Origin of the sequence: Serpentinicella alkaliphila, from assembly GCF_018141405.1 — a bacterium.
GTDB classification, from domain to species: Bacteria; Bacillota; Clostridia; order Peptostreptococcales; family Natronincolaceae; genus Serpentinicella; species Serpentinicella alkaliphila.
Genome location: NZ_CP058648.1, coordinates 988,140 through 1,007,401, shown reverse-complemented (window position 1 = coordinate 1,007,401; position 19,262 = coordinate 988,140). Strand labels below are relative to the sequence as shown.

The window sequence follows — 19,262 nt, the reverse complement described above, 5'->3', positions numbered from 1 at the left end:
TACCTCACCTCTCTGTAAAATAATCTAAGATTAGCATACAAAGCAATGCAGTACAAGATAGTAATGACAGGTGTTATACTCCGTAGCAGATAAAGCCCTTATGTATCTGCTACCCCACATAGCTGTAAGGTTCGCTGTGTATATCCAAGTATCAAAGGCCCCGCAGTCTTGAGGGAAGCATAGAACCTCCCCACGGGCTTGTAGTATTCTACAAGCTTATACAACACATGACAGGAAATAGAACTATTTTAACTATATCTCATAAAATCTTTACACCTTCAACCTGAATGGCTGAAACGCAACCATGACCGCCTGTCTTCCATTTTCACTATCTGACCACTTTACATCATTCCAATTCATAACCAGACATTTTAGGAGGAGTATGCTTTTAAACCCCTTAAATATCCGCATCTTCGTCGCTCTGTTCCTCGAGTGGAAAACGATAAAAATTGAATGATTTCTCAATAGTTTTACCGCCTTTTTTAATGATATTACCTGTTTTTCTAGGTTCAATTTCTAGTAGTCCAAGACTCACCATCTGCTTCGCTGTTCTGGATATACTCCTCTCAGTAAGGTCGAGTAACTTGCCAAGTACATCCTGAGTACATTTCTTTGAGGCATACGCATTACGCCTAATGGCTATGTATAATAATAGCTCTTGCTCACTGATTTCTTTGTTTACAAGCATATCAAATAGTTTAACAGGTAAAGTAATGTACTCTTTTTCCTTTGGTGGTGCATAGTTCTTAGCTTTATAAGTATTGACTACTCCCTCAGTAGATTTATTAATTAACTGCAGCTCTAAGAGCGAATTCAGCGTGCGTGTTACTGTCTGCTCTGAGTAGCCTGTCAATTCTACGAGTTCGCTCACCTTATAAGCATTTTTGTTATCCAATAGAACTTTTATAATTACATAAGCGTAACCCTTAAGATTACATAAGCATTTGTCGGTTACATATCGGCTATCCAAAGTAAAGAACTGGTTGCTGTCCTTTGTTGGACCTCGTCTGTGTTTTGAACATTGGGCCTCATCACAATACTTTGCAAGTATCGGAGAAAAGGTGTTATTATCGGATATACAGCCTAAAAAGTTATATGGTTCTTTTGGATACCATAGCCTTTTGAAATCTTTTGTAACCTCATCTTCTAACTTCTGCTCGTGTTCTTCGCATAATTCATTACATTTACCGTTCCATTGTAGAACTACTTCTAATGCGGAATCATAGTTTTCTTTAGCACAATCACGGAAATAGCTCACTATGCGAGCTAAACATTTGTTTCTCTCACCTTTGGGTACGCCATTATTTAGCATAGTAGCTACACAAGGATACATACCTTTAAACTTACGTGTTATGGATTTCTTTCGAGTTACTGACCTACCTATACCAGCAGCTTTCTCTAACTTTTTGAGTCGGCTCTCAAGATAATCCAGCGTATAACGGCGGAAGCCCTCTTCCTTGTAACGAAACACAATGTTCACGGCTAAAGGAAACTCTCTATCTTTATGGTTGAGTGTACCGGGCAAACGGAGCGACTGAGCTTGACTGATATTAACTCTATCAGCACCACATAGGGCGGCATACCTACGGGTTATTGAGGTTACTCGAGCTATAGCAGTGGTTTCCTCAACACCGATGTAAATATGGTAGCCGTGACCACTATCTATAGCATAATGTATATACAGGCCGCCAGTTGTATCCTTGAAGTGTTTCACAAATTCTTGTATAGTGTTGAACCGACCTTTAAAGTCCTTTTTATCAAAGTCGAAACCAAGGCAGCTCCTACGGTGCATATTTTCAGCTGATTTGGTCAGCTTGCCATTAACAGCTACACAGGTTGACAAAGATATGTAGGTATCACAATCTTTTAAGCCGTTATTCAGCACAAGTTTTAAGTGTTCTTTGTTTTCAAAAAATTCGGTGTAAAAATTATTATTATTCCTCTTGCGGAACAGGGCAATATTCTCCCCGACCAGAAGTTTTGGAAATAGAAAGTCAATATAAGCATCTGTCGCCGATAAAGACTGACCTTCTTCTACTTCTACTACTTCAACATCATCTTCCTCTGGTTCAAAGTAGCTGAAATTGGTTTTCATTGTGATACCTCCATTCCTCTAGATGTTAAAACAGGATGCCCAGCAACGCCGAGCATCCTGTTTAGTCAAGTCCTAGGGCCGCATCAAGCTCGTTAATGCTAACCTCTGCGCATATAATTCTCGTCTGTGGTGTATCCACAGTGATAGTAGTAGTGGTAGTTGATGGTGTCGTCTCTGGTTTACCTGTGCGATAGAAGTTATATAAGTAACCTCCGCTAATTTTACGGTGTGTACCTGTAATAACGGCGTACGAGCTGTCACCTGCACGAGAAATCACCTCTACTGCTGTACCTTCCAGTTGTGCACATCCTCGGATAAAGACTTTGTACTCTCCAGCACTTGTACGCCAAGCACCTGTTTGTATTTTACTCATAACCTTTATACCTCCTTTTTATGGTCTAGTAGTAGATTCACTAAATACCTCGGAGCAGTAACCGCCTCAAATAACAACCCGTTCTCGGTGCATATGTACTGCTCCCTATTTGGGTCTTGCTCTGCCACCGATACTAAGGTAATTTTACCTTCTGCACGAGCTTTCATTACGGTATTGATTGCGGATTGTGATAGTGACCTACCACAAAGGTCGTAAAGTGCATATGCTGTTGCCATTAAATCACATCCTTTTTATATAGTGCTTTTAGATTATTTTTTGTACTTCTCTGGGTCTACCTGATGTTTATAGGGTGACCTACTCAATTTTTCAGTACGGATTACCTTTCCATCAGTACCAATGTACTGTATCTGTCGGCCTCCAGCTACATGGGCTAAGATTACTTTACACTCCACAACTTCACCTGTGGCTGTTTTAACCATTGCATTACTAGATAGTATATCCATAATGGTTTACCTCCGCTCTAATTTGTTATACTAATTCTAACTCTAGGTATTATGGGTGTCAATAGGTGTACACTTTAGTACATATTTGTACACTCTACCCGTCATTACGGGAAGTTCTTCCCAAAAACATAGCATTTATTCTAAAAAATATTCTTATGCTGTTGTAGTTTGGAGCTAGAACGATTGTGCTGTCGGATAAAGCCCCTAAATCAGGTGCAATGCGGGTTTAACAACTTTTTCGCAAATAAAAATAGCAAGAGTATATAATGTATTCTTGCTATTAAACTCTCCCTAATCGCCTACAATGTGCTTGTGATTAATGTTAAGTGTATTTGTATGTCTAGGGGTTCAGGTGGCTCTACGGGCTTCTATAATCCTTATAAAAATAAGAACATCCACAACGATTGTTGTGAGTGTTTTTAGAGGTTAATCTATCCACCAAAACCTACTTTGTGAAACTGCCTGAGTTGTTGTTATTACAAGGTGTCCGCCCGAAGCGCCTATCTCTGGCTGCTTGTGCCTCAATAGGGTCACTATCCTCAGGTTCTTTGAATAGGTCAGCTAGAAAACTCCTTGGCTGTGCCGTCTCTTGAGTAGTAGTAGCGTTATTACTTGTCTTAAAATCTCTATGGTTGTTGACTTTATTGCTGTTGTTTCCATCATATTTATTCATTTTCTTGTCTCCTTTCATTGTTTAATGCTTCACTAATTCTAAGCACACGCTCGATGTCTTTGAGTTGCTTTAGTGTCATTCGTGCCACCAGACGGTATGTATAAGGGCTAATATCTGCAAGCTCACAGTAGTGCTTAATCGTATGTTTGGGTTGCTCTGCTCTACTATGGATAAGTATACCTACTATCTGTTCATCCGTGATGCCTAAAGAACGCCCACCCGGTGAATGATAAGCTTTGCCACACATTGGACACTTTTCAGAAGTTTCCATTTGATGCACCTCCTCGTTTAGTAATTTATTACTATACACAGACAGGCCTAAGACCTTATGCGAATAGAACTTAGCTATAATTTTTTATAATTAATAGAAGAAAGCCGACTGCCACGAATAGAACCAGCTGAAAGCATAAAAAGAGCACCCCGAATAATTTCGAGATGCTCTATAATATTTTTTGTGACTAGCCTGTTGCCCTAACTTCTATATTTTCCAACAATATCACTCCAGCGTGGAATAACTAGCTGTATCCCATAATGTCTTTTATAGCTTGCTAAAAAACTGTTCTTCCAGCTTGCGGCCTCGTTATGAGTTTTAGGGTTCTGGTATACGGTTTCTTCAACTGCAGAAATAAAATCCTCCAAACAAGTGAACATTGGGAATGAGACACGCTGTGTGCTATACCAGACACCGGGGCGTATCTTATGTACAACGCCTTGTTTAACCTGTAAATTTAGAGCCCAATTTTGCATACATCTGGTTATCTCCCAAACCTTCTTAATCCACAAGTCTTTAATAGTAACTATACCCTCATCGCTCATATCATAACCAAAGATAAGATAGTCAACATCAAGCATATAAGGCTTGTCTATAATTTCCTCCTCGTACATCCTAAAGTCGGCAATGTCAAACCCCGGACTTGCAGAACGATTAAAGGCCTTGCCCTCTAAAAGTCCTGTTGTCATATTGTCAGGGTTAAGGTAAAAATCAGGTGGCATTTGTGTATTTTCCGATAAAACATATTCAATTCCTCGTTTATCAAGCCAACCTTGTAACCATTCTTGTATAATGTTCCCAACAACATCCTTCTGCCTCACGATAATATCTACATCACCTAAGTAGAACTTAATCTGACCTTTCAAATCCAATATTTTATCATCGTTAAGCAGTTTGTTATAAATCTCTTGTGCTGTACACCTCATTAATTATTACCCCCACAATATATTTTTAATACCCTCAAAGCAACTTCCTTAATAACGGGCACGACAACTGTATTTCCTAATAGGTCAAACCCGTCCTCAATAGTAGTATCAAATTTAAAGTCATCAGGATAGCCAAAAAGTCGTAATCCTTCACGCAATGATAAAGTTCTTAAGCCGTTACCATCAGGTACAAATAAATGCTGAACATCCATTGCAACAAGTGTTGGTGCTATGCCATCAGGGTCAAGTATCTTACTAATCTCATAAGACATTTTACCAGCGACTATATTATACCCCTTAGGTAATGTAGTATCTTGTACTCTTATATTTCCAACCTTCTTCTTAGGGTGTTCAAGCTTCAAATAACCCTTCTCAACAAGGTCTGTAAGCATATCTTCTAAATTTTCATCATTATAAAATGTGCGTATATGGTCTAGGGTCAGTGGCATACCGTCCATCCAGTCTATACCATATTCCTCGGCCCATTTCTTTTTACGGCGTTCAGTTAATATCTTATTCATCAATTCTCGCTGAGCTGGGCTAATAGGCCCTTTATACTCAATATCCCAACTATGTATATTGTTTTCACCGCCACGCTTATCTTTTATTGACTTTCCATAGAGTTCTTCTATAGGATAGTGACGCAAAACAAGCTGAACAAATTCACTATTAGAGGTGGGTAATCCCGTTTCTAATATATCTCTCAGATGACTCTTTTTATGAGGAAATGTCATTATGTCAGGCTTTTCTTTCTTTGTACCTACTATATAAATACGCTTCCTCTCCTGTGGTACACCGAACTGCTTAGCATTTAGAACATTCCATGCTACCATATATCCTAAATCTTCTAACTGTTCCAAAATAATCGTTAAGGTTCGGCCTACCTTATCTTTTGGGTTCTCTCTATCGTGATTAACTAACCCTTCGACATTTTCTAATATGAAACCAAAAGGTTTCTTCTCTTTGATAATACGAGCTACATCAAAGAATAGGGTACCCCTTGTATCCTCAAATCCTAAGCGTTTACCAGCAGCTGAGAACGCTTGACACGGAAATCCCGCACATAAAAAATCAAAATCAGGAATTTCATTAGCAGGCACTTGTGTAATATCACCGTGCATTACTTCATCTGGGTGGTTCTGCTTCAGCACCTCAACAGCGTATGGTTTTATTTCAGAGGTAAAAACACATTCAGCTGATATACCTAAGTCAGCACAAGCCAGTTCAAGGCCTTTACGAATCCCACCTATACCAGCAAATAAATCTATAAACTTAATTGTTCTGCTCATATTCAACCTTGTCCTCCGTTTCTTTATCATTAACCAATCCAACAATATCTGAGATGTCACAATGTAGAGCCGTACAGATTTTTGTCAGAGTTTCCATTGAAACAGAGTCATTCCGTCCTAACTTAGCGATTACATTTGTGCTAACTCCAGCTATCTTGCGTAAGTCAGTGCGCTTTAAATTCTTATCAATTAACAACTTCCATAGCTTATTGTAACTTACTTCCATTTTTCTAACCTCCGTCATCATTATAGCATAACTACAATACCATAATACACACCAAACATCAAGATTATATACCTATATCGTGATATTTACTATACCATATCAAGCTATCTATCTAGTATCTTTAATGAGCCACGAAGCACGCCACCGTCGAATAAAACTTTGAAAAGAGGCTTGACTAAAGTATCCGTGGCCGTTTACTTTAGAGTTAATAGTAGTGTCAAAGAAAAGAGTTCTTTTCGTTTACACTTAACGCAGAACTAAAACAACCCGTAAACGCAGTAAAAACAGCTCAATTGTGTCAAGGATATTATTTACACCGTTTTGTTGACAAATCGGTTCATAAGACTATAAACATGAGAGGATGATAGGTATGGATTTTGGCTATTGTAGATGTAGTACAAATGAAACTAAGCAAGACATCGACAGACAAAGGAGAGAGCTAAGGAAGCTAGGCATCAAAAACGAGAATATTTATTGGGAATATGTGTCAGGGAGTAAAGACCATAAAGTCGAATGGAATAGGCTACTAAGCGTGGTAGAGTGCGGAAGTACCATAGCTTGCACAGAGGTCAGCAGGCTAACTAGGTCGACTAAACAGCTGTGTGAAATCATAGAAACTGCGAGAGCTAAGCAGATAAAGCTCATTATAGGAACTTTTGTAGTAGACTGTACTTCTGAACTAGACCCTATGACACAGGGGATGCTGCTTATGTGGGGGGTATTTTCAGAAATGGAAAAGTCCATCATTAGTCAAAGAGTTCGGAGTGGAATGGCAAATGCCGCAAGTAAAGGAATTGTTGTAGGCCGCCCCACAACTACTATTGAGAACCTTCCTAACAGCTTTCTAAGGCATTATCCTAAGTATACAAATAAAGAGATTAATGTTACAGAACTGGCTCGTCTGTGTGATGTGAGTCGTCAAACCATATATAAATATATTAGCATTTACAAGTCAAAGGAGGAGAATAAAGATGCAGTTATGCCGTGATTGTAGGTATGTATACCATAGTACCAGTCGCATACCCTGCCTTTCCTGCAACAGCACACGCCTTACCATACCATGCAGCGAGAATTTGGTTGAAATTGTCAATAGTCTGCTCGATAAGGGCATCAAGGTGGTCAGTGCTGCCTGTGACCTACACGATTTAATAGATTATATTGACGGAAAGGTGTGTACTGGTAAGAATGTTCAAATCCAGATAGAACTGGGTTGCCTCTATGATAATCTATTTATGGATTTACCGCCTGATTGGGTGGCCTATGAATACAGCCCAATTATTGACCATAGAATTGGTCCAAAGTGCACAGGATTAAGCCACTCAGAAGATTTTATACCCTGAGTTTATAGGTTCAAAAACTAAAAAGATAATAAAACACTTGAATTTCAGGTGTTTTTTTATTGGAAATTTTGGAAATAATCGTTGTGTACTTCGATGTACTGTGATATAATAAAAGAGGGTGATTTTATGTTTATTAGAGTGACTAAGAGTCCTACAGCTAAGTATAAAAAAGTATATCTTGTTGAAGGCTACCGTGACGAAAATGGTAAATCTAAACAAAGAATTATTAAATGCTATGGCAATCTTGAAGAATTAGAGGCTAATGATCCGGATATTCTACAAAAGCTAAAAGATTCTGCTAAATTGATAACTAAAAACCAAGTAAATCTAACATTGAACCTTAGTGATAGTAACGATGATATGGAAATTGATAAGAACTATGGCTACTTTTTTCTTGAAAGACTCTATAATGAGCTTAGTTTACCTCAGTTTTTAAATCACAAATGCGTAAAAGAAAGCATGTTTTTGACTTGAATGAAGTTTTTCAATTGCTTCTATATGGAAGAATTCTGAAACCTGCTAGTAAAAAATCAACATTTGAAAATAAAGATGAGTATTTCGAATCTTTTAAAGTAACTATAAATTCTATTTACGAGTCTCTCTCTCTAATGAAGGATATTAAAGAAGACCTACAACAACATCTTCATGAACAAGTTTCACAGATCCACGGTAGAGATACTTCACTTGTTTTCTTTGATGTAACTAACTATTACTTTGAATCAGACTTAGAAAATAATCTTAAAAAGTTGGTATCTCTAAACAAAAAAGAACAACGCCAATCGTACAAATGAGTCTAGCAATTGATAGAGCAGGCCTACCTGTTGGGTATGATCTTTTTTCTGGTAATACCCATGATAGTACAATGCTTATTCCTGCCTTAAAGAATATGAAAAATAGATATGCTCTTGAGAGAGTAATTCTAACAAAGAGACAAAGCTCTAAATAGTGGTAAAAACCTAGCTTTTCTTGTAGAAAACAATGATGGTTACATAGTTTCACAAAAGGTAAGAGGTCTTGCTCTAAGACATTTATAAAAGAAATTCTTAAAGATGAAGGCTACGTTTATAACTCTACTAAAACTTTTAAGATTAAATCTTTCTTCAGGGAAAGAAAAACTAATAACGAAAATGGTGAGGAAATTACACTCAAAGAAAAAGTTGTATCTTTCTGGGCCGCGATTATGATGCTAGAGAAAAACACAAAAGAAAAAATTAGAAGAAAAAATTCAAGAGTATCTTGAAAATCCTTCGAAATATAAAGCTTCTAATCGTTATGGTGTAAAAAAGTATTTAAAAGAAATAGAGATAGATACTTTTACAGGTGAAGTGGAAGATAAAAAAACGCTCTTAGAGTTTGAAGTCTAAGTACGAAAGAGATGTGGCCTTAGATGGGTATTATGCTCTTGTTACCAGTGAGCTTGAAATGCCTGATGAAGAAATAATTGAAAGGTATAGAGGTCTTTGGAAGATAGAAGAATCTTTTAAAGTTTTAAAGTCAGATTTAGAAGGTCGTCCTGTCTATGTTCGAAGAGAGGATAGAATAGAAGGACATTTTCTTATTTGTTTCGTAGCATTATTAATTTCGAGAATTTTAGAGAATAAACTCAAAAACAAATACTCTATTAAACGAATACAAGAGTCTCTTAGAAATGCGACGTGTAGATTTATTACCAATGGAATCTACTCACTTAATAAACAAGATGAAATTTATAGAGATATCGAAAAATTATTTGGTGTTTCTCTAAATTACAGAAATATAAGAATCGAGCAAATTCGTTCTTATAGGAAAGAAATAGTTCACAACATAAAAAAATAAAAACAAATCAGCTATGACCTAGTATTTTTAAGGTGTTTAGCTGATTTTTTGTTCTTGCAACCTATAAACTCAGGTGTTCAAATCCAGATAGAACTGGGTTGCCTCTATGATAATCTATTTATGGATTTACCGCCTGATTGGGTGGCCTATGAATACAGCCCAATTATTGACCATAGAATTGGTCCAAAGTGCACAGGATTAAGCCACTCAGAAGATTTTATACCTCTTGATAATGCTGAACTCGAATTTGCTACTAAATTAACCGTAAGTAACTTGGAGCTGTGGCTTGATAGCTACGATAATGACGGGGTTAAGGCTGTGTTGAGGTTAGATGGATATGCAGTCGACCAATAAAAACTTAAAATACAAACAGCTGCAACCTAGTTAAATCAAGGGTTACAGCTGTTCTGCTGTGTATCTGATTGATATGTTACTGTGGCTGCATGAAGCTTTACTATGCCAAATGTATTAAGTTGTCGCACAAAACGGTCATAGGACTTACAGCGACACCCCCGTGAACATAAACAAGTACAGCCTCGCCTACCGTCTAGGTAATAGCTTTCCCAAGCGTCCTCTATGATGGGGTATTGTAAGGGTGGCAGAGTACCTAGGGTCACTATATACATTATCTTATACCTCCTTTTCGTAGTCAGTATAATCTGATATATGGCTACGACGAAGCGATTACAAGAACAATATTCTGTATGTCCCTACTTATGATACGGTTCACCTTTTATTATCCTAAACCCTCTGTATATTTGCTCTAATAAAATAAGTTTCATTAGCTGATGTGGGAAGGTCATGGGCGAAAAGGATAGCTTAAAATCAGCCTTATTTAATATATCGTCTGACAGTCCTAATGAACCACCTATTACAAAGGCAATATGACTATTTCCAGTTAACCCTAAGTCTTGAATTTTAATTGCTAATCCCTCCGAGGAAAGCATTTTTCCTTGTATAGCTAATGCAACTACGTACATTCCGTCTTTTATATGTTTTTGTATACTTTCTCCCTCTTTATTTTTTATTAAAACCATCTCATTGGCACTTAAATTCTCTGGTGCTTTTTCATCACTTACCTCTATAAGATTTATTTTACAATATCTTGATAACCTTTTTGTATATTCATCTATACCTAATTTAATATGCTTTTCCTTTATTTTACCTACAGTAATAATTGTTATATTCAAATATAATCCCTTCTTTCGATTAATTTAAAAAAGCTGAGATAATCTCAGCTCTACACTACTAAATATTTGGGTACCCGGTCGCAATAATCACAGGTTTTAGGAGCAACCCATTCAGTAAACTTTACTTTCTCTAATTCGTAAAGATCTGGTGGTTGTTCATACACTTCAACAAAGTCTTCTATGCCTTCCTCTAAATGCTTATTGCATGTAACGTACATATACTCACTCTTCTTTCCTAAAACCAATATTTATTAGTAGTTTTGCATGTGATTTTATAAAATATACCCACGGCATTAAAAAACTTAATAATACATACTCCGATAGTATTTCACATGAAACATCCCAAACAGACTGTTTGGGATGCTATATTAGTTAAATTTAACAGTAATAGTTTCACTTCTTCCATTCCTCAATACATTAACTTTGATTTCATCACCAGGACGATATTTATATAGCTCTCTAATCAAATCACCCATTGTATTAGTTTTATTACTATTAATCCCAACAATAACATCTCCAGCTCTAAGATCATGTTTCTCAGCTATTGAATTTTCCATTATTTCAAATATATATATACCAGTTTCTGCTTGAAGCTTAGAACCTGTCATTGCTTCAAATTCACTAACATTTACTCCGCGAATACCAAGATATACTCTTGTGAATTCACCTTTTTCAATAAATTGATCTACAATTGGTTTTGCAGTGTTTATAGGTATAGCGAATCCCAAACCTTCACCCCCACCAATTTTGGCAGTGTTTATTCCAATCACTTGTCCCTTATGATTAAGCAATGGACCTCCGCTATTCCCTGGATTAATCGAAGCATCTGTTTGAATCAAATTGTCTATAGTGTGTGTCTGAGTAGCAATACTTCTATTTAAACCACTTATAACTCCCTGGGTTAATGTTCTTTCAAAATTAAGCCCTAGTGGATTTCCAATTGCAATAGCTATTTCGCCAACTTCCAAGCCATCGCTATCTCCAAGCTCTGCAGATATAAAACCAGATCCATCAACTTTTATAACTGCTAAATCTAATGTCTTATCAAACCAAAGAACCTCTGCATTATGTCTACTCCCATCATAGAAAAGAACTGAGACCTCATCTGCATTCCCATCTCCAACAACATGAGAGTTAGTTAAAATATATCCACGTTCATCCACTATAACTCCTGTCCCTAAAGAAGGAGTACGTCTAGTACCAAAGAACCTATCAGTCTGAGTAGTTATTGTTGTTATACCAACAACTGATGGCATAGCCTTTTGTGCAACAGCTGTATAAATAGTTACATCATGACGGGGTTCTATAACTATTGATTGTAAATTGCTTCCAGAAAACACTCCTCTTTGTTGAAGAATTTCTGGTAGAAAAAAGTATACTGTTGATAGGGAAAGTAAGCTTCCTACTAAAGCGCTAACTAAAGCTATAGTAATGATTTTAATTTTTGATTCCTTCTTTTGACCATGATAATACCTATTACTTACATAATAAGAATTTTCCTCACTATTATTACTAACATTATGTTCATGGCTATTAAAATTATTTTCCATACTATCACCTCCGAGTTAATAAGAACTATAACCCAGTCGCAAATGTATATAGTGTGCTCCCTTTCTCTCCATCTATTATATCTATAAATACATCCTTACCTACTCTAATATCATTCTCCTCCATTATATTCCTCACAGTTTGTAAAGCCAGCTCTGGAAAATTATTCTCCTTACTTAAATGAGCAAGCAAAAAAGAATTAACATTCTGTTTAATTAGTTGAAGTATTGCATCTCCAGCAGCTTCATTAGAGAGATGTCCTTCGTCTGAGAGTATTCTTCTTTTTAAAAAGTATGGATATTTCCCAACTTTTAACATGTCCACATCATGATTAGATTCCAAAACTACTAAATTAGACCCCTTTACTTTTTCTAGTATTACCTGATTTATACAACCTAAGTCAGTAGTAATACTAATTTTTACCCCTTGGTTTTCGATAGAAAATCCTACAGGGTCATTTGCATCATGAGAGATACTATAGGGATGAATAATAAAATTCCCTATTTTGAAAGTTCTATCCGTTTTAAAAATTTTTATATTATTTTTATCTACTTTTGAAATTATAGGCATCATGCCTTCCCATGTACCCCTATTTGCATATATAGGAATATCATATTTTCTAGACAGAACACCTGCGCCACTTACATGATCTCTGTGCTCATGACTAATTATAATTCCTGACAGCTTTCTAGGATCTACCCCTAGTTCACAAAGCTTATTGTCTACTTTTTTACCATTTAATCCAGCATCAACAAGCAAAAAGCTCTCGCCATCAGATATATAATGGCAATTTCCTTTGCTACCACTAGCTAAACTACAAAAATATATATCCATTGGTTACTTTACTCTCCTTGCTACAGCCCCTAAAGTTGTCAATTTATCGATAATACCCTCGTAGCCCCTATCTACATAGTGTATATTTTCTATTTCAGTTTCTCCCTCCGCTATTAAAGCGGCTATTATAAGGGCTGCACCTGCTCTTAAATCTGTGGCCGCAACAGATGCTCCCATTAACTTTTTAACACCTTGAATTACTGCAACTCTTCCTTCAACCTTAATATTTGCACCCATTCTTTTTAGCTCATCAACGTGCTTAAATCTTCCTTCAAAAATCGTTTCAGTAATTATACCAGTGCCTTTTGCAACTGATAGCAGACTACTCATCGGTTGCTGTAAATCTGTTGGAAACCCGGGGTATACTAAAGTTTTAACATTTATGTTTTTTAATGGTTTAGTCCCTATAACTCTTATACTATCATCATTTTCTATAATTTCAACATTCATTTCCCTTAGCTTTGCTGTAATGGCTTCTAAGTGTTTTGGTATGACATTATTTATTACTACATCGCCCTTAGTTGCTGCTGCTGCGATCATATAAGTTCCTGCTTCTATCTGGTCTGGTATAACAGAATGCCTACACCCCTTTAACTTGTTAACTCCACGGATTTTAATTACGTCTGTTCCAGCCCCTCTTATATCCGCTCCCATACAATTTAAAAAGTTAGCCACATCAACTATGTGTGGTTCCTTAGCTGCATTTTCAATAACAGTCTGTCCCTCCGCCATTGTCGCCGCCAGCATTATATTGATTGTTGCCCCAACACTTACAACGTCCATGTAAATTTCAGCGCCCACTAGTTTATCTGCCTCAACAGATATCATCCCGTGCTCAACTGTAATAGTTGCACCCATAGCCTCAAAACCTTTTATATGCTGATCTATAGGTCTATTACCAATACAACAACCACCAGGGTATGAAACCTGGGCTTTCTTAAACCGGCCTAAAGCCGCCCCTAAAAAGTAATATGATGCCCTAAGATGTCTAGCCATTTCATAGTCTGCATAACACTCTTTCATATTCGTAGTATTAATCTCTAATGTATGAGCATCTATTTTATTTACTTTAGCCCCTAGACTTTTTAACATCTCCGCTAAATACTTTACATCACTTATATCTGGAAGATTCTCCAAAATGCAGGTTTCTCCTGCTAAAACAGTTGCAGGAATCAGAGCAACTGCAGCGTTTTTAAACCCGCTAATATCAACTATACCCTTTAACTTTTGTCCACCCTTTATTATTAGTTTTTCCATTTATTTATCAGCTTTTGCTGATACTCACCACCCTTTAAGTTCTATATTTCTACCATTTATTTTAGAGATAGTAACACACACGAATCCTATTTTATAGTTACTAAATATTATTGTTATTTTTTTTTAATTATATCATTTTAATTTTAATTTGATAAGTGGCAAACAACGAAATAGCTAAAAACTTAAAAAAAATGAGTGAACTACACAATTCGGTAATCCACTCATTTCAGCAATTTCATAAGATTTAATTTTTATAGCCTTCTACATAGTAAGTTTTTCCATTATTTAATGTAATGCGCCATGTTGGAAAAGCAGTGCCTGATTCAATATCTCTCCAGTCTGCTACATTTACACTTTCTGGATCAAAATAGTAACCTAACTCAATGTTATTTACTATAATATCATCATATGGATTATCATTCACCATATCGTTTATTTTTCTCAGTAATGCTTCTGTAGCTGGTATTATCTTTCTTTTTTGAGGATAAGTTTTGTCATACTCAAGTAACATTGCCTCAAATCCTATTATACCATGTTTGTTCACATAAACATTAATATAGCTTTCACCTAAAAAATGATTATTATATAGCTGTTCATAAACTAAAATATATACGGGATTATCACCAAATTCAACAACTTTACCAAAATATATTTGACTTAAATGTAATTGACTAAAATTAAGATTATGCTCCAACAGGAAGTCTTCACTAATAGTTTTTGCTTTGTTTTCATCTAAAGAGTAAATGGGTTCACATTTTTCAGTTCTTTTGTATGTTATCTTTTTACCGCCTACAATATTTACAATTCCAGACTCTGATGCATATGTATTATTATCAATTTCAGTATATTCTCCTAAAAGCTTGGGTCCTATTTCTTCGATATTAAAAGTATTGTACTTTACAAATAGAACTGGCAACGATTGTGTTTCTAGTGGTATTTCTGTATTAACCTTAATTCCATTTTCGTTTAAATGTGCCTTTACTTCCTCTACATATTTATTTGTAATAGTAAAAAAATTCTCTTGACGCATTATATCCTTTTCTATATTAAACAACAGAAACAGATTAGTAATGATAAAGGCAATTATTAAAATATTCTTTGCTTTTGACCAATCCACCCTATCACCACCATATTAATTTGCAACTGTTTTATATCGAAGAATCCCATCATATGCATCAAAGTAATATACAGAATCTTTAACTATAACCCTCCAGCATGGTATAATAAGTTGATTTGTTACCTGATCTAAAGTATCTAGATATACAAGTTCTACACTCATTATTTCATTCAAAATCATTTCATCAATAGCTACATCCTGATTAGTAAATGAATTTAAATAATCTTCTTTTAACCTGTCATAATTGTCATCTATTATTTTATGAGGCAACATCATCTGATTTGTTACTTCTACGTTTGGTAAATCTACTGGATTTCTTATAAAAGACTTATAGTTTTTTATTTTATCCCCATAAACCTCAACTTCAATAGTATTAGTTGAGTTGCTATCTACAAAATGAATAGGTCTATCATTTACTTTGTATGAGAAACCAAAATAATAGCCTCTGTTTTTTTCAATTGGACGAATTTCTTTTAGATATGTATCCTCTGGAAAAGTACCGTGATTTAATACAAAGTTAATAGCTGAATCTAATGCGTTAATAACATTTGTACTCGATGGGGTTCCTACATCTTCGGAGTACTCAATTCTTCCTCTGTTATTTATTCTAACGCTCTTTTCACCATAACCATAAATAAATACTGTTGAACCACTGGTTTCCTTAATTGTCTTAATAAAATCAAAGTTTCTATCAAAAAAAGTCTTCGCATGTTCAACTACTATACTATCGTCAGCTATGTTGATTTCACTATCCACATACATTTTGGGTAATGAATTACTAAAGCTCAATGGCATCAATACAGGGTTTCCAATATCTAAAAATAACGGATAGAATCTATTATAACTCCGTCCTTCAATATATTGAAATAATTGGTTCAATGTTCTGCTATTATAATTATTATGACTAGCTTTAAAGACACTAGTGCCATTTAATATGTATATATCGCCATTAGCTGTAGCAGGTATTAAAATTTGTTCTATTTCTTTTACATTCCTAACAATCCTATTGTCTATAGACCCAAAAACTGAAGAAATAAGTACAGAAGGGATGTTTTTGCCAAAATGAATCTCTATACTTTTAAGATTTTTTAATTCATTATACTTATCAATGGTAGTAGGTAGAACTTCAGGTTCTCCTAAAAAGTATGACTCTAAAAAATCCTTACTTAAATGCCAAATATCATCTGTATAACCTGGGTTTACATGATATCCGCCTAAGTTAATATTAAATTTTATTGGCCTTAAAACATCATTCCTAATTTCTAATACTTGTTCTTGATTTACTCCTAGGTTAGACGCCTCGGATTGTAGCATAGTGAATGGAGAAATAAACCAAATCTTCTGTGTCAGAAAAATGCACATTGTCACCAAAACTACTAATATGATAGTTTTTACTTTTTCTCTTTTCATTTTCTATCACTCCGAGGTATTATGGCTTAGAGTTAGTGCCTGTAGCGATAAAAATGTTTTTAATTGCATCCCTAGGATTAACAACGCTATCAGTAAGTTGCTTTTTTACTTCTTCAATGTCTCTTACTACTACAACCCGGTTTACAATAAGTTCTTCACCCTTTTCAAAATCAACCTTAAACTCAATCTTATTAGTTCCCTTTCTTAATACCAACTCAGTGAACCCTCTTTGTATAGTCCCTACTTCTACCATAACAGGTTCATCAACCAATACAAATTTTTCTTCATCATTTGCTAAACTTGTATTATGAAAAACTGAAATAGTTACAGTTGATTTTTCAGAAGCATTAAAAGAAACAAACAAATTAGGATCATTTGTTGTTAGATTTCTTGTAAGATTATTAAGTCTGAAAAAAGTTTGAGGTTCTTCTACGATTTTGTTTTCTGGGTTTGCGTGAGCGATAGCACTTAGACTTATTAAAAGAAAAAGTACAGAAAGACACACCATGAATTTTTTTAGCATTACTATCCCTCCTTTATGGAGAATCTAACTTTAAGTATATTATATATAATAATTGTTACAAACATATTACAACATATTTAAAAGTTAATTACACATTTTTTCCTTTATACTACAAAACTTTCCGCCATCTCTTCTATAACTGGTAAAGTAATTGTAACTTTTGTTCCACTACCCTCACCACTCACTATTTTTATTGTCCCCTCATGTGAATCAATAATTTGTTTAGCTATGGAGAGTCCTAGTCCTGTGCCTCCTAATTCCCTAGACCTTGCCTTATCTACCCTATAAAAACGCTCAAACACTCTAGATAAATCCTTAGCAGGTATCCCAATCCCATTGTCTTCAACGGAGATTACAGCATAGTCTCCTTCTTTAAGAAGTTCAATTGTAATTTGTCCCTCTTCATTAGTGTACTTGATTGCATTTGTAATAATATTCGATATTACTTGTTCGATTTTATCTTCATCACCGTTAATTTTAATATTTTCACAGTCTTTTACATATTTGAGTATCTGTTGTTTATTATGTGCAGATAATTCAAGCTTTATTAAGACTTTTTCAATAATATCGTCTATGTATACTTGCTTCTTATTCCATTTATACTGTTGAAAATCTAAATTTGATAACTGCAATAGATCTCGTACTAACCTAGTCATTCTATCAACTTCACTGTCTATAACATTAAGAAACTGTTGCGTAAGCTGTTTATCCTCTATTGTTCCATCTAAAATGGTTTCTGTGTAGCTTTTAATTGTAGTCAGTGGTGTTTTAAGTTCATGAGAAACATTAGCTACAAATTCTTTACGCATATTTTCCAATTTTTCGTGTTCAGTCACGTCTTGTAGTAATAGGATTATTCCTGCTAAAGTATTTGTTTCATTTGTGAATGGTGCATAATTAGCTCTTACTTTTATACCATCACCCATATCAATTATTTGACTTCCAGACCAGGATTCCTTTTTAAAGTAATCTAACGTAAGCCTTGGATTTAGCTCTCTAAATATTTCATCGAAGGACTTCCTATGAACAGCTTCTTCGTCTAACTTTAATATCTCTAGAGCCCTAGGGTTAGTATGTATTATTTCTCCAGTTTCTGTAGCGGCAACTAATCCATCGGCCATATAATTAATAATCGTATCAAGCTTGTTTTTTTCACTAGATACCTCTTGTATCGATGATTTAAGTCTAGCTGTCAAGAAGTTAAACATACTAGCAAGTTGCCCTATTTCATCATTTGACTTAACCTCAACTATTTGGTCGAAATCGCCCTTTGCCATTTTTTCTGCCTTTATTGTTACATCATTTATTGGGCCTGTAATACTTTTAGCTATAAGGTAACCTAATAATATTGTTATAAATAAGGCTAAAAGAGTTGCTCTCGTTAATATATATTTAGATTGATCTAATGTCTTATAAATGCTTTCTAGATTTTTTCTAAGATATACTGCCCCTGCAATCATATTGTTTTCATCAAATAAAGGGAAAACAATATTTTTTGAGCTAGTTGTTTCACCACTTCGTGATATGATGTCCTTTTCTCTTTCGTCCCCATTGAACGCTGCTAAGATTAACTCTGGCTCTAGAATGTGCATTGCATTCTGATTTAAATAAGGTATATTTGTACTTGAAATTATTGTAAAGTTATTGTCCTTATCTATCACATAAATCTCTATATCCATTTTTTCATAGAAAACTATATTTTCTTGAGTATCCTTTTTATTGTGTTGCCAATTTGTGTCCTGAAGAGTTGTTATAATACTACCTGCAATTTGTATTAAATTTCCACTAACGCTTTCTAGATGATATTGCTCAAACTGTTGTATTATAAAAACACTGACAATGCTCATGGCAATAAACACAAGTAAAAAGTAAATGGTTATAAGCTTAATTCTCATACTTTTTATCATGTAA

General features: G+C 35.1%; 25 protein-coding genes. 7 read left to right on the top strand and 18 right to left on the bottom strand.

The window, feature by feature from the left end:
• Positions 1 to 397: 397 nt before the first annotated feature.
• The 9 genes from HZR23_RS05130 to HZR23_RS05090 all read right to left on the bottom strand — a co-directional run bounded on the left by HZR23_RS05130 (position 398) and on the right by HZR23_RS05090 (position 6,317).
• Complete coding sequence (locus HZR23_RS05130) at positions 398 to 2,095, bottom strand: hypothetical protein (protein ID WP_132847366.1); 1,698 nt, start codon at positions 2,093 to 2,095, stop codon at positions 398 to 400.
• Between the two features lie 61 nt (positions 2,096 to 2,156).
• Positions 2,157 to 2,468, bottom strand: coding sequence for a hypothetical protein (locus tag HZR23_RS05125; protein WP_213050334.1), 312 nt, complete (start codon positions 2,466 to 2,468; stop codon positions 2,157 to 2,159).
• Between the two features lie 5 nt (positions 2,469 to 2,473).
• Positions 2,474 to 2,704: a hypothetical protein gene (locus HZR23_RS05120; RefSeq protein WP_132847364.1), complete on the bottom strand. Its 231-nt coding sequence runs from the start codon at positions 2,702 to 2,704 to the stop codon at positions 2,474 to 2,476.
• A gap of 33 nt (positions 2,705 to 2,737) precedes the next feature.
• The gene (locus HZR23_RS05115; protein WP_132847363.1) at positions 2,738 to 2,932 is read right to left on the bottom strand and encodes a DarP family protein; all 195 of its coding nucleotides are present in this window, start codon (positions 2,930 to 2,932) and stop codon (positions 2,738 to 2,740) included.
• Positions 2,933 to 3,377: 445 nt separating this feature from the next.
• Positions 3,378 to 3,605, bottom strand: a complete 228-nt coding sequence (locus HZR23_RS05110) for a hypothetical protein (protein WP_132847362.1) — start codon at positions 3,603 to 3,605, stop codon at positions 3,378 to 3,380.
• Positions 3,598 to 3,876: a hypothetical protein gene (locus tag HZR23_RS05105; protein WP_213050333.1), complete on the bottom strand. Its 279-nt coding sequence runs from the start codon at positions 3,874 to 3,876 to the stop codon at positions 3,598 to 3,600. The genes HZR23_RS05110 and HZR23_RS05105 overlap by 8 nt, the downstream gene beginning before the upstream one ends.
• Positions 3,877 to 4,076: 200 nt before the next feature.
• Positions 4,077 to 4,802, bottom strand: a complete 726-nt coding sequence (locus HZR23_RS05100; RefSeq protein WP_132847360.1) for an NgoBV family restriction endonuclease — start codon at positions 4,800 to 4,802, stop codon at positions 4,077 to 4,079.
• Positions 4,802 to 6,091 carry a DNA (cytosine-5-)-methyltransferase gene (gene dcm, locus HZR23_RS05095; RefSeq protein ID WP_132847359.1) on the bottom strand — a complete coding sequence of 430 codons (1,290 nt, stop codon included), beginning with the start codon at positions 6,089 to 6,091 and terminating at the stop codon, positions 4,802 to 4,804. The genes HZR23_RS05100 and dcm overlap by 1 nt, the downstream gene beginning before the upstream one ends.
• Complete coding sequence (locus HZR23_RS05090; protein WP_132847358.1) at positions 6,075 to 6,317, bottom strand: helix-turn-helix domain-containing protein; 243 nt, start codon at positions 6,315 to 6,317, stop codon at positions 6,075 to 6,077. The genes dcm and HZR23_RS05090 overlap by 17 nt, the downstream gene beginning before the upstream one ends.
• Before the next feature lie 370 nt (positions 6,318 to 6,687).
• On the opposite strand from HZR23_RS05090, the gene HZR23_RS05085 reads away from it, so the two are divergent.
• The 7 genes from HZR23_RS05085 (at position 6,688) to HZR23_RS05055 (ending at position 9,826) form a co-directional block, all read left to right on the top strand.
• Entirely contained in the window at positions 6,688 to 7,305 is a 618-nt protein-coding gene (locus HZR23_RS05085) for a recombinase family protein (protein ID WP_207667828.1), read from the top strand.
• Positions 7,306 to 7,390: 85 nt separating this feature from the next.
• Positions 7,391 to 7,657, top strand: coding sequence for a hypothetical protein (locus HZR23_RS05080; RefSeq protein ID WP_213050332.1), 267 nt, complete (start codon positions 7,391 to 7,393; stop codon positions 7,655 to 7,657).
• 93 nt (positions 7,658 to 7,750) lie between these two features.
• A complete protein-coding gene (locus HZR23_RS05075) occupies positions 7,751 to 8,131 on the top strand; it encodes a hypothetical protein (protein ID WP_213050323.1) in 381 nt (126 codons plus the stop codon).
• A complete protein-coding gene (locus HZR23_RS05070) occupies positions 8,128 to 8,448 on the top strand; it encodes a hypothetical protein (RefSeq protein ID WP_213050331.1) in 321 nt (106 codons plus the stop codon). Before HZR23_RS05075 ends, HZR23_RS05070 begins: the two co-directional genes overlap by 4 nt.
• Complete coding sequence (locus HZR23_RS05065) at positions 8,445 to 8,603, top strand: hypothetical protein (protein ID WP_213050330.1); 159 nt, start codon at positions 8,445 to 8,447, stop codon at positions 8,601 to 8,603. The genes HZR23_RS05070 and HZR23_RS05065 overlap by 4 nt, the downstream gene beginning before the upstream one ends.
• Positions 8,604 to 9,010: 407 nt before the next feature.
• On the top strand, positions 9,011 to 9,472 hold the full coding sequence (locus HZR23_RS05060; protein WP_213050197.1) for an IS1634 family transposase: 462 nt from the start codon (positions 9,011 to 9,013) through the stop codon (positions 9,470 to 9,472).
• 54 nt (positions 9,473 to 9,526) lie between these two features.
• Positions 9,527 to 9,826 carry a hypothetical protein gene (locus HZR23_RS05055; protein ID WP_213050329.1) on the top strand — a complete coding sequence of 100 codons (300 nt, stop codon included), beginning with the start codon at positions 9,527 to 9,529 and terminating at the stop codon, positions 9,824 to 9,826.
• A 356-nt stretch (positions 9,827 to 10,182) separates the two neighbouring features.
• Here the strand turns inward: HZR23_RS05055 and rlmH are convergent, their stop codons facing one another.
• From rlmH to HZR23_RS05010, 9 genes are all read right to left on the bottom strand, one after another.
• The gene (rlmH, locus tag HZR23_RS05050) at positions 10,183 to 10,662 is read right to left on the bottom strand and encodes a 23S rRNA (pseudouridine(1915)-N(3))-methyltransferase RlmH (RefSeq protein WP_132848521.1); all 480 of its coding nucleotides are present in this window, start codon (positions 10,660 to 10,662) and stop codon (positions 10,183 to 10,185) included.
• Positions 10,663 to 10,712: 50 nt separating this feature from the next.
• The gene (locus tag HZR23_RS05045; protein ID WP_132848520.1) at positions 10,713 to 10,880 is read right to left on the bottom strand and encodes a CxxH/CxxC protein; all 168 of its coding nucleotides are present in this window, start codon (positions 10,878 to 10,880) and stop codon (positions 10,713 to 10,715) included.
• Positions 10,881 to 11,030: 150 nt separating this feature from the next.
• Positions 11,031 to 12,212 carry a serine protease HtrA gene (gene htrA, locus HZR23_RS05040; protein ID WP_132848519.1) on the bottom strand — a complete coding sequence of 394 codons (1,182 nt, stop codon included), beginning with the start codon at positions 12,210 to 12,212 and terminating at the stop codon, positions 11,031 to 11,033.
• A 25-nt stretch (positions 12,213 to 12,237) separates the two neighbouring features.
• Positions 12,238 to 13,044 (bottom strand): MBL fold metallo-hydrolase, encoded by an 807-nt coding sequence (locus HZR23_RS05035; RefSeq protein ID WP_132848518.1) that lies wholly within the window; start codon positions 13,042 to 13,044, stop codon positions 12,238 to 12,240.
• A gap of 3 nt (positions 13,045 to 13,047) precedes the next feature.
• Positions 13,048 to 14,301: a UDP-N-acetylglucosamine 1-carboxyvinyltransferase gene (locus HZR23_RS05030; RefSeq protein WP_132848517.1), complete on the bottom strand. Its 1,254-nt coding sequence runs from the start codon at positions 14,299 to 14,301 to the stop codon at positions 13,048 to 13,050.
• Positions 14,302 to 14,545: 244 nt separating this feature from the next.
• Entirely contained in the window at positions 14,546 to 15,418 is an 873-nt protein-coding gene (yycI, locus tag HZR23_RS05025) for a two-component system regulatory protein YycI (protein ID WP_132848516.1), read from the bottom strand.
• A gap of 15 nt (positions 15,419 to 15,433) precedes the next feature.
• Complete coding sequence (gene yycH / locus HZR23_RS05020; RefSeq protein ID WP_132848515.1) at positions 15,434 to 16,828, bottom strand: two-component system activity regulator YycH; 1,395 nt, start codon at positions 16,826 to 16,828, stop codon at positions 15,434 to 15,436.
• 19 nt (positions 16,829 to 16,847) lie between these two features.
• Positions 16,848 to 17,351: a hypothetical protein gene (locus HZR23_RS05015; protein ID WP_132848514.1), complete on the bottom strand. Its 504-nt coding sequence runs from the start codon at positions 17,349 to 17,351 to the stop codon at positions 16,848 to 16,850.
• Between the two features lie 104 nt (positions 17,352 to 17,455).
• Positions 17,456 to 19,258, bottom strand: coding sequence for a sensor histidine kinase (locus HZR23_RS05010; protein WP_132848513.1), 1,803 nt, complete (start codon positions 19,256 to 19,258; stop codon positions 17,456 to 17,458).
• Positions 19,259 to 19,262 lie beyond the last annotated feature (4 nt).